The organism is Pseudomonas mandelii (assembly GCF_002251635.1).
Taxonomy (GTDB): domain Bacteria; phylum Pseudomonadota; class Gammaproteobacteria; order Pseudomonadales; family Pseudomonadaceae; genus Aquipseudomonas; species Aquipseudomonas mandelii_B.
Map to the genome: position 1 here is coordinate 1 of NZ_NMOJ01000223.1, position 10,986 is coordinate 10,986.

Consider the following 10,986-nt stretch of genomic DNA (forward strand, 5'->3'; position numbering starts at 1 on the left):
AGGAAGGCCTTGAAGCGCACCAGCTCGGTCAGGCGGTAGCCGCGATAACGACCCATGGCCAGCATGAAGCCCACCAGGATCAACAGGATCGCCGGGAAGGTAAACACAAAGTAGATCAGCTCCGGCACGCTCATGATGATGTGCGCCAGGGAGGCAGCGAACAGCGTACCGATCGCCACTTTCAGCGCATGGTTGGCGCCGCGCTCCTCCCAGGTGATCGACAGGCGTTCGATGGTCATGGTCAGGATCACCATCGGGAACAGCGCCACCGACAGCCCGCGTTCCAGGCCGAGTTTGTGGCTGAACAGGCTGATGGCCGCAATCAGCACCACCACGAAGGTCAGCACCACCGATAGCCTCGGCAGCATCTGCAACTTCAAGTGTTCCAGGTACGAGCGCAGGGACAGGCCCAGCGCCGTGATAATCGTAAACAGGACAATGCCGAAGCCCAGCTGCGTCTCGCGAAACGCCAGGGCGATCAGCACCGGGGTAAAGGTGCCCAGGGTCTGCAGGCCGATCAGGTTGCGCAGGATCAGAATCACCAGCACGCCAATCGGGATCATCACCATGATCATGAAGGTCTGCTGGGTTTGCAGCGGCAGGCCGTACAGCGAATATTCGAGGAAGTTGGCGTCAGTGTTTTCGTCGGTCAGCTTGGCCAGGCGAATGGCGTTCATTTCGCTGTTGTTCAGGCTGAAGGTGACCATGGCTTTCTTGCCGCCATCGACCGTGATCAGGTTTTCATCGCCCGTCCACCACAACAGGCGGTCGGACGGCAGGCCTTGCTCGCCGGTTTCCGGGTTGAAGTACAGCCAGTCATTGCCGTTGAAACTGCGCAGCCACAGCTCGGGGGTTTGCGGTTGGTCGGCCACCAGGCGGATGGTGTGGACCTTTTCGATCGGCACGTGGGCGATGGACAACAGCAGTTCGACGATCTTGGCCTTGTGCGGCGTCGACGGATCGCCGGCCAGCAGCAACTTCACATTGTCGTCGTTGAGGTTGTTGGTGCGCTTGATGGCTTCGCCGATNAAGGTTTCGACGTCNGCCGAGTGCTGGCGTATCGGCGCCAGCAAGGCTTCGGCGGCGATCTTCTCCGGGCCGTCCACTGCGATGCTGTCGCGGAAGGTCGGGCCCTTGACCTTGACCTTTTCACCGCTGTAGCGCTTGGTCAGCACCAGACGGTAATAAAGGGTCTGATTGCCCTTGGCCCGGCGCGCCGACCAGGTGACCTTGCGGTTGCCGTCGACGCGGTTCACGGCCACGCCGTAGTTATTGGAAATGAAGCTCTCGTTGAGGCTGACGTAATCGCGGCTCAGCGGCGGCACGAACATCGAGATTTTCACCGGGTCCTTGGGGTTGGCGACGAACTCGACCTTGGCGTCGATGTTCCACAGGTCGTCGGTGGCGTCCTCGGTGACAGGAATCCCCAGCACGAAAATCTGATAGGCCGTAACTGAAATGCCCAGCACCACCAGGATGGCGATCAGCAGTTTCAGATGGAGGGTAAGAGAGCGCATTGGAATTACTCTGCGGTATGTGCGTCGGCGGCGCAGGCAGGTTTGCCCGCTGCGTATTTAAGACTGGGGTCGACCAGCGCATCAAAGCGTTTCAACGCTTCGGAGCCGATCAGCAGCGGGTATTGGAAGGCGCTGCGGTCAGTCAAGTTCACTTCGATGCTGCGTAAAGCGCTGCCCATGCAGATTTCCAGCGCGATCACAGGGCGGGCGGTGTAGTTCTTGTCCTCATCGGGGTCGTAGTCACCGGCGCGGCGCTTGATCTTGCTGACGCGGGCCAACGGCCGTTCGATGGGGTGCGAATGCGCGGCGTCGATGGCCAGATAGAAGCGCACCCAGGACTCGCCATTGCGTTTGAAACGTTTGATGTCGCGAGCACTCAGGGACGCTGTTTTCGCCCCAGTGTCGAGTTTGGCGGCGACTTCAAGGTTAATGCCGTCCAGGGACGCGTACTCGTTGAGGCCGTACACGGTCTTTTCCCCCGCCACGGCGAAACCGGGCAGGCAAAGAATATAAAGGAATGTCGGGAAGGGCTTGAGTCTCATAAATCCTGGTGCGCAGCGGTCCGTACTTCGATTCAAGGCCCTGGCATCGCTGCGCAAGCTCCCTCGTATGCCTATCAACTATTTATGACAAGCAGTGCAGATGTCACAAACAAATGCGGGCGGCATTCTAGCACGGTGGGTTGATGGCGCCAGCGCTGGCGGGGGGCTATAAACAGAGGGGCTGCTTCGTTGTGGTGCAGTCGGTTATTAGACGATTGTCGACAATACCTATTTATCCTTTGACTGTTGCGCCTGTATTCGCTAGTTTTTGCGGCATTGCNTTTNAAGGTGTCGACAATATGCTGGATCAACTCGATCCCCCGGTGGTTACGCAAGACGAGTCGGAGACGCTTTCCGAAAACGTCTTCCGCCGNATCCAGGCCGCCATCGTCAAAGGCGAAATCGCCCCCGGCAGCAAGATCTCCGAGCCGGAACTGGCGCGCACCTACGGCATCAGCCGTGGTCCATTGCGTGAAGCGATCCACCGCCTGGAAGGCCAGCGTCTGCTGGTGCGCGTGCCTCACGTTGGCGCGCGAGTGGTGTCCTTGAGCCATGCCGAGCTGATCGANCTCTACGAAATTCGCGAATCCCTCGAAGGCATGGCCTGTCGTCTGGCGGCCGAGCGCATGACTGTCGAAGAAATCGACGAACTGCGCCGGGTCCTCGAAACCCACGAGCGCGATGAGGCGTTTCAGGCCGGCGTTGGCTATTACCAGCAGGAAGGCGACTTCGATTTTCATTACCGGATAATTCAAGGCGCCGGTAATCGCACGCTGACCCAAATGCTCTGCGGCGAGCTGTACCAATTGGTGCGCATGTACCGCATCCAGTTTTCCACCACACCCAATCGCCCGCACCAGGCCTTTGCCGAACACCACCGAATTCTCGACGCCATCGCCGACCGTGACGGTGAGCTAGCCGAGTTGTTGATGCGCCGGCATATCGGCGCCTCCAAACGCAATATCGCCCGTCACTTCCCGGACGGCGCGCCCCAGACAGCCACTCAGCGAGGTGAGTCATGAGTTCCAACAATAAAACTCCAGGCCAGCGTTTCCGCGATGCAGTCGCCAGCGAACATCCCTTGCAAGTGGTGGGCGCAATCAACGCCAACCACGCGCTGCTGGCCAAGCGCGCCGGTTTCAAGGCTATTTACCTGTCGGGTGGCGGGGTNGCTGCCGGCTCCCTCGGCGTGCCGGATTTGGGCATCACCGGCCTGGATGACGTGTTGACCGACGTGCGCCGCATCACTGACGTGTGCGACCTGCCGCTGCTGGTAGACGTGGACACCGGTTTCGGTTCCTCAGCCTTCAACGTGGCGCGCACGGTCAAGTCGATGATCAAGTTCGGCGCCGCTGCCATCCACATCGAAGACCAGGTCGGCGCCAAGCGCTGCGGGCATCGCCCGAATAAAGAGATCGTGTCCCAGCAGGAAATGGTCGACCGCATCAAGGCCGCCGTGGATGCGCGCACCGATGACAGCTTCGTGATCATGGCGCGCACCGACGCCCTTGCCGTGGAAGGGTTGGAGTCCGCCCTGGAACGCGCCGCCGCCTGCATCGAAGCCGGCGCCGACATGGTGTTCCCGGAAGCCATCACCGAACTGGACATGTACAAGCTGTTCGCCAGCCGCGTGAAAGCGCCGATCCTGGCCAACATCACCGAATTCGGCGCGACGCCGCTGTACACCACCGAGCAACTCGCCGCTGCCGACGTGTCACTGGTGCTGTACCCGCTGTCCGCTTTCCGCGCCATGAACAAGGCGGCCGAGAACGTCTACACCGCGATCCGTCGCGACGGCACCCAACAGAACGTGATCGACACCATGCAAACCCGCATGGAGCTTTACGATCGCATCGACTACCACACCTTCGAGCAGAAGCTCGACGCGCTGTTCGCCGCGAAAAAGTAACGAACGCGCCTCCCTGAATAACTACAAAATTGGAGAANCGCGGCCCGAACCGAACGCAGCCTCGCGATGCTTGGCAGCTGCTACAGAATCAAGATAACCGTGTAGAAATTGCAGGTTCCCTAACAAATTCAAAAACTGGAGACAGCAATGGCCGAAGCAAAAGTACTCAGTGGCGCCGGGCTCCGTGGCCAGGTTGCCGGGCAAACCGCTCTGTCCACCGTGGGCCAATCGGGCGCCGGCCTGACCTATCGCGGCTACGACGTTCGCGAACTGGCGGCTGACGCACAATTCGAAGAAGTCGCCTACCTGCTGCTTTACGGCGAACTGCCGACCAAGGCACAACTCGCCGCCTACAGCAAAAAACTGAGCACGCTGCGCGATCTGCCCCAGGCCTTGAAAGAAGTGCTGGAACGCATCCCCGCCGACGCCCACCCGATGGACGTGATGCGCACCGGTTGCTCGTTCCTGGGCAATATCGAGCCCGAGAAAGACTTCAGCGTGCAACGCGATGTCACCGACCGCCTACTCGCCGCCTTCCCGGCGATCATGTGCTACTGGTACCGCTTCAGTCACGACGGCAAGCGCATCGACTGCGTGACCGACGAGCCCAGCATCGGCGGCCACTTCCTGCACCTGCTGCACGGCAAGAAGCCGAGCGCGCTGCATGAGAAAGTCATGAACGTGTCGCTGATCCTCTACGCGGAACACGAGTTCAACGCCTCGACCTTCACCGCCCGCGTGTGTGCCTCGACCTTGTCCGACCTGTATTCGTGCGTCACGGCCGCCATCGGCTCCCTGCGCGGCCCGCTGCATGGCGGCGCCAACGAAGCGGCGATGGAAATGATCGAGCGTTTCGGCTCGGCCGAAGAAGCCGTCGAAGGCACCCTTGGCATGCTGGCGCGCAAAGACAAGATCATGGGCTTTGGCCACGCGATCTACAAAGACAGCGACCCGCGCAATGAAGTGATCAAGGGCTGGTCGAAAAAACTCGCTGACGAAGTGGGCGACAACGTGTTGTTCCCGGTCTCGGAAGCCATCGACAAGACCATGTGGGAGCAGAAGAAGTTGTTCCCCAACGCCGACTTCTACCATGCCTCGGCGTACCACTTCATGGGCATACCGACCAAGCTGTTCACGCCGATCTTTGTGTGTTCGCGCCTCACCGGCTGGGCCGCGCACGTGTTCGAGCAACGTGCCAACAACCGCATCATCCGCCCGAGCGCCGAGTACGTCGGCGTCGAACAGCGCAAGTTCGTGCCAATCGAACAACGCTGAATGGTGAAAGCCGACGCAGGGATTTGAAAGTAATGCAAATTCCTGTGGGAGCGGGCTTGCCCGCGATGACGGAGTCACATTCAACATAAATGTCGCCTGACCCACCGCNATCGCGAGCAAGCTCGCTCCCACAGGGGACGTGTTGAATTCAAACCGGATGTCTGGCCCCACCCTTTGAAACTACCGTGACCGAGTCCTGACGATGAACACTGAATTTCGTAAACCGCTGCCCGGCAGCCGCCTGGATTACTTCGACGTCCGTGCGGCTGTCGAGGCCATCCAGCCTGGCGCCTACGACACTCTGCCGTACACCTCTCGCGTGCTGGCGGAAAACCTGGTGCGTCGTTGCGACCCGGCCACGCTCAATGCGTCCCTGAGCCAGATGATCGAGCGCAAGCGTGACCTCGACTTCCCGTGGTTCCCGGCGCGCGTGGTGTGCCACGATATCCTCGGCCAGACCGCCCTGGTCGACCTCGCCGGCCTGCGCGATGCCATCGCCCTGCAAGGCGGCGACCCGGCCCAGGTCAACCCGGTGGTGCCGACCCAACTGATCGTCGACCACTCCCTGGCCGTTGAAGCCGGTGGTGCTGACCCGGACGCGTTCGAGAAAAACCGCGCCATCGAGGACCGTCGCAACGAAGACCGTTTCCACTTTATCGAGTGGACCAAAAAGGCCTTCAAGAACGTCGACGTGATCCCGCCGGGCAACGGCATCATGCACCAGATCAACCTGGAGAAAATGTCCCCGGTGATTCAGGTGCGTGACGGTGTGGCGTTCCCCGACACCTGCGTCGGCACCGACAGCCACACCCCGCACGTGGATGCCCTGGGTGTGATCGCCATCGGCGTCGGCGGCCTCGAAGCCGAGAGTGTGATGCTCGGCCGCGCCTCGTGGATGCGCCTGCCGGAAAGTGTCGGCGTGGAGCTGACGGGCAAGCTGCAACCGGGCATTACCGCGACCGACATGGTGCTGGCGCTGACCGAATTCCTGCGTAAGCAGAAAGTGGTGGGGGCATGGCTGGAATTCTTCGGCGAAGGTGCCTCGGCACTCACCCTGGGCGACCGCGCGACTATCTCCAACATGGCCCCGGAATATGGCGCCACCGCCGCCATGTTCTACATCGATCAGCAGACCATCGACTACCTCAAACTCACCGGCCGTGAAGACGAGCAAGTGCAGTTGGTCGAGAACTACGCCAAGCAAACCGGCCTGTGGGCTGACAGCTTGAAGAATGCACAATACGAGCGCGGCTTGACCTTCAACCTGTCCTCGGTGGTGCGCAACATGGCCGGCCCGAGCAACCCCCACGCCCGCGTCGCGACGTCAGATCTGGCCGCCCAAGGCATCTCCGGCCAGTGGACCGAAGTGCCGGGGCAAATGCCCGATGGCGCGGTGATCATCGCTGCCATTACCAGTTGCACCAACACCAGCAACCCGCGCAACGTGATCGCCGCCGGCCTGTTGGCACGTAATGCCAACAAGCTCGGGCTGGTCCGCAAACCGTGGGTCAAATCCTCGCTGGCGCCCGGCTCGAAAACCGTGGCGATGTACCTCGATGAAGCGGGCTTGACCCACGAGTTGGAGCAGTTGGGTTTTGGTGTGGTGGCGTTCGCTTGCACCACCTGCAACGGCATGTCCGGTGCGCTCGACCCGGTGATCCAGCAAGAAATCATCGACCGCGACCTCTACGCCACTGCCGTGCTTTCCGGTAACCGCAACTTTGACGGGCGCATTCACCCGTACGCCAAGCAAGCGTTCCTCGCTTCGCCGCCGCTGGTGGTGGCTTATGCGATTGCCGGCACCATCCGTTTCGACATTGAAAAGGACGTGCTGGGCCTGGATGCCGACGGCAAGGAAATCCGCCTCAAAGACATCTGGCCGAGCGATGAAGAAATCGACGCGGTGGTCAAGGCTTCGGTCAAGCCGGAGCAGTTCCGCGCGGTCTACATCCCGATGTTCGCGATTCACGAAGACACCGGCCCGAAAGTCGCGCCGCTATACGATTGGCGCCCGCAAAGCACCTACATCCGCCGCCCGCCGTACTGGGAAGGCGCGCTGGCCGGTGCTCGCCCGCTCAAGGGGATGCGCCCGCTGGCGGTGCTGCCGGACAACATCACCACCGATCACCTGTCGCCGTCCAACGCGATCATGCTCGACAGCGCCGCCGGCGAATACCTGGCGAAAATGGGCCTGCCGGAAGTCGACTTCAACTCTTACGCCACCCACCGCGGCGACCACTTGACCGCGCAGCGCGCGACCTTCGCCAACCCGAAACTGTTCAACGAAATGGTGGTTGAAAACGGCAAGGTCAAGCAGGGTTCCCTGGCGCGTATCGAGCCCGAAGGCCAGGTCACGCGGATGTGGGAAGCCATCGAAACCTACATGGAACGCAAGCAGCCGCTGATCATTATTGCGGGTGCCGACTACGGCCAGGGCTCGTCCCGCGACTGGGCGGCCAAGGGCGTACGCCTGGCCGGTGTGGAAGCGATTGCCGCCGAAGGCTTCGAACGCATCCACCGCACCAATCTGGTGGGCATGGGCGTGTTGCCGCTGGAGTTCCTGCCGGGCACCGACCGTCACACCTTGAACATCGACGGCAGCGAAACCTACGACGTGATCGGTGAGCGCACGCCGCGTGCGCAGTTGACCCTGGTCATCAACCGCAAGAATGGCGAACGTGTCGAAGTGCCGGTGACGTGCCGCCTGGACACCGCTGAAGAAGTGTCGATCTACGAGGCGGGTGGCGTGTTGCAGCGCTTCGCGCAGGACTTCCTCGAAGAATCGGCGGTTGCCGTTTAACACGATGAGTTCGGGCGGGACCCGCGGTCCCGCTCGATCCTAAAAGGAACATCATGGCTCACGTACCTCAAATTAAAATCGCCGCCACCTATATGCGTGGCGGCACCAGCAAGGGCGTGTTCTTCAGCCTCAAGGACCTGCCCGAAGCGGCACAGGTTCCAGGCCCGGCGCGCGATGCCTTGTTGCTGCGCGTGATCGGCAGCCCCGACCCNTACGACAAGCAGATTGACGGCATGGGCGGTGCCACCTCCAGCACCAGCAAAACCGTGATCCTGGCCAAAAGTACACGCGCCGAGCACGACGTGGACTACCTGTTTGGCCAGGTCTCCATCGACAAGCCCTTTGTCGACTGGAGCGGCAACTGCGGCAACCTGTCGGCGGCGGTGGGCTCGTTCGCCATCAGCGCCGGGCTGGTCGACCCGGCCCGCGTGCCGCACAACGGTGTAGCGGTGGTGCGGGTGTGGCAGGCCAATATCGGCAAGACCATCATCGCCCATGTGCCGATCACCGACGGTGCGGTGCAGGAAACCGGCGACTTCGAACTCGATGGCGTGACCTTTCCGGCCGCCGAAGTGCAGCTCGAATTCATGGACCCGGCGGCGGAAGAAGAGGGCGGCGGCGGCTCGATGTTCCCCACCGGCAACCTGGTCGACGACCTCGAAGTACCCGGTGTCGGCACCTTCAAGGCGACACTGATCAACGCGGGCATCCCGACGATTTTCATCAACGCCGAAGACCTTGGCTACACCGGCACCGAGCTGCAAGGCGCGATCAACAGCGATCCNAAAGCCCTGCTGATGTTCGAAACCGTGCGGGCCTATGGCGCACTGCGCATGGGCCTGATCAAACACCTCGACGAGGCCGCCCAGCGCCAGCACACGCCGAAGGTGGCGTTTGTGGCCAAGCCTGCGGACTACGTGGCGTCCAGTGGCAAGGCGATCAAGGCCTGTGATGTCGACTTGCTGGTGCGTGCGCTGTCCATGGGTAAGTTGCACCACGCGATGATGGGCACGGCAGCGGTGGCGATCGGCACGGCGGCGGCAATTTCCGGGACGTTGGTTAACCTCGCCGCCGGTGGTGTTGAACGTAACGCCGTGCGCTTCGGGCATCCGTCCGGCACCTTGCGTGTCGGCGCCGAAGCCCGCCAGGTGAACGGTGAATGGGTGGTAAAAAAAGCCATCATGAGCCGCAGCGCGCGAGTCCTGATGGAAGGCTTCGTACGCGTTCCCGGCGATTCGTTCTGACACAAGTCCCGCGATGAGGCCTTCACATTCGGCATCCAAGTTGGTGATACACCGCCATCGCGGGCAAGCCCGCTCCCACAGGACTGCGTTTCAATACTAAGCATGTTGTAACTAATCGAGATTGCCCTGAACCGAGGTCCCATCAACGAACCACTAACCGAGTGAATCGAACATGAGCGCCAACGTCGACCTGAACAACCGCCCCGACTACGACACCGTCCTGCAGGACATNGCCGATTACGTCCTCAATTACCGGATCGATTCACGGGACGCCTTGGACACCGCCCGCAACTGCCTGATGGACACCCTCGGTTGNGGCCTGCTGGCCCTGCGCTTCCCCGAATGCACCAAACACCTGGGCCCTATCGTGGAAGGCACCATCGTCCCGTTCGGTGCACGCGTGCCAGGCACCCCATTCCGGCTCGATCCCGTCAAGGCGGCATGGGACATCGGCTGCATCGTGCGCTGGCTCGACTACAACGACACCTGGCTTGCCGCTGAATGGGGCCATCCGTCCGATAACCTCGGCGGCATTCTCGCCGTGGCCGATCACCTGTCGCAAAAGCGCCTGGCCAATGGCGATGCGCCGCTGACCGTTCGCGCGGTGCTCGAAGCCATGATCATGGCCCACGAGATTCAAGGCGTGATCGCACTGGAAAACTCCTTCAATCGGGTAGGGCTCGATCACGTCATCCTGGTGAAAGTCGCCTCGACCGCCGTCACCGCCAAACTCATGGGCGCCAATCGCGAGCAGTTGCTGTCAGCGTTGTCCCACGCCTTCGCCGACGGCCAGGCGCTGCGCACGTATCGGCATGCGCCGAATGCCGGGTCGCGCAAGTCCTGGGCGGCGGGCGATGCGTCCAGCCGTGGTGTGCGCCTGGCGGACATCGCACTGCGTGGCGAGATGGGCATCCCGGGCGTGTTAAGCGCGCCGCAGTGGGGTTTTTACGACGTGCTGTTCAGCCACACCAACAACGACCTGGCGCTCAAGCCCGAAGACAAACGCGCCTTCAGCTTCTCCCGCCCATACGGCACCTACGTGATGGAAAACGTGCTGTTCAAAATCAGTTTCCCCGCTGAATTCCACGCACAAACCGCCTGCGAAGCGGCAGTGACCCTGCATCCGCAGGTTCGAAATCGTCTGCATGAGATCGACAAAATCGTCATTACCACCCACGAATCGGCGATCCGCATCATTTCCAAGGTCGGCCCNNTGGCCAACGCCGCCGACCGCGACCACTGCCTGCAATACATGACCGCGGTGCCGCTGGCCTTTGGCAATCTGGTCGCCGAGCAGTACGAAGACAGCTTCCACACGGCGCACCCGATCATCGATGTGTTGCGCGAAAAAATGGTCATCATCGAAGACCCGCGCTACAGCCGCGAATACCTGGAGGCGGACAAACGCTCCATCGCCAACGCGGTGCAGGTGTTTTTCCAGGACGGCTCCAGCACCGAGCAGGTGGCGGTGGAATACCCGATTGGCCATCGTCGGCGTCGGGTGGATGGCATTCCGTTGCTGGAAGACAAGTTCAAGGCCAATTTGGCCACGCGGTTTACCGCGCAGCGCAGTGCGCAGATTTTTGCGTTGTGCAAGGATCAGGCACGGCTTGAGGCCACGCCTGTGAACCGCTTCGTTGATTATTTTGTAATCTAAACAACACCACGAAACTAATGTGGGAGCGGGCTTGCTCGCGAA

At 61.3% G+C, this 10,986-nt stretch carries 8 protein-coding genes; 6 read left to right on the plus strand and 2 right to left on the minus strand.

The features are described from left to right. The coding region (gene rloB, locus B7L09_RS27050; RefSeq protein WP_094471437.1) for an osmotic stress tolerance membrane protein RloB at positions 1-1,517 on the minus strand (1,517 nt) is incomplete at its 3' end. Positions 1,518-1,522: 5 nt separating this feature from the next. Beyond that, a complete protein-coding gene (gene rloA, locus B7L09_RS27055) occupies positions 1,523-2,059 on the minus strand; it encodes a retropepsin-like aspartic peptidase RloA (RefSeq protein ID WP_094471438.1) in 537 nt (178 codons plus the stop codon). 299 nt (positions 2,060-2,358) lie between these two features. Here rloA and B7L09_RS27060 point away from each other — a divergent pair, with 299 nt between their 5' ends. From B7L09_RS27060 to prpD, 6 genes are all read left to right on the plus strand, one after another. After that, complete coding sequence (locus B7L09_RS27060; protein WP_094471439.1) at positions 2,359-3,081, plus strand: GntR family transcriptional regulator; 723 nt, start codon at positions 2,359-2,361, stop codon at positions 3,079-3,081. Next, on the plus strand, positions 3,078-3,968 hold the full coding sequence (gene prpB, locus B7L09_RS27065) for a methylisocitrate lyase (protein ID WP_094471440.1): 891 nt from the start codon (positions 3,078-3,080) through the stop codon (positions 3,966-3,968). The genes B7L09_RS27060 and prpB overlap by 4 nt, the downstream gene beginning before the upstream one ends. A 147-nt stretch (positions 3,969-4,115) precedes the next feature. Beyond that, complete coding sequence (gene prpC, locus B7L09_RS27070) at positions 4,116-5,243, plus strand: bifunctional 2-methylcitrate synthase/citrate synthase (RefSeq protein ID WP_094471441.1); 1,128 nt, start codon at positions 4,116-4,118, stop codon at positions 5,241-5,243. Positions 5,244-5,445: 202 nt separating this feature from the next. After that, positions 5,446-8,043 (plus strand): Fe/S-dependent 2-methylisocitrate dehydratase AcnD, encoded by a 2,598-nt coding sequence (acnD, locus tag B7L09_RS27075; protein WP_094471442.1) that lies wholly within the window; start codon positions 5,446-5,448, stop codon positions 8,041-8,043. Between the two features lie 53 nt (positions 8,044-8,096). Next, positions 8,097-9,287, plus strand: coding sequence for a 2-methylaconitate cis-trans isomerase PrpF (prpF, locus tag B7L09_RS27080; RefSeq protein ID WP_094471443.1), 1,191 nt, complete (start codon positions 8,097-8,099; stop codon positions 9,285-9,287). Positions 9,288-9,459: 172 nt separating this feature from the next. Then, positions 9,460-10,944, plus strand: a complete 1,485-nt coding sequence (gene prpD / locus B7L09_RS27085) for a 2-methylcitrate dehydratase (RefSeq protein ID WP_094471444.1) — start codon at positions 9,460-9,462, stop codon at positions 10,942-10,944. Positions 10,945-10,986: the final 42 nt, after the last annotated feature.